Consider the following 444-nt stretch of genomic DNA (forward strand, 5'->3'; position numbering starts at 1 on the left):
CGCAATATATACAAGTACAGGAATATTAACCTGTTTCCCATCGACTACGCTTCTCAGCCTCGCCTTAGGGGCCGACTCACCCTGCGCCGATTAACGTTGCGCAGGAACCCTTGGTCTTCCGGCGAGGGGGTTTTTCACCCCCTTTGTCGTTACTCATGTCAGCATTCGCACTTCTGATACCTCCACCCAACTTCTCAATTGAGCTTCATCAGCTTACAGAACGCTCCTCTACCATATCTAAAAGATATCCGCAGCTTCGGTGTACAGTTTGAGCCCCGTTAAATCTTCCGCGCAGGCCGACTCGACTAGTGAGCTATTACGCTTTCTTTAAAGGATGGCTGCTTCTAAGCCAACCTCCTAGCTGTCTAAGCCTTCCCACATCGTTTCCCACTTAACTGTAACTTTGGGACCTTAGCTGGCGGTCTGGGTTGTTGCCCTCTCCAC

Annotated in this window: 1 rRNA gene; it reads right to left on the minus strand. The window is 50.7% G+C overall.

The features are described 5' to 3' along the window. Positions 1 to 444 (minus strand): 23S ribosomal RNA (locus tag A3763_RS04575); the annotation flags it as partial.

It is taken from the genome of Oleiphilus sp. HI0128 (assembly GCF_001635365.1).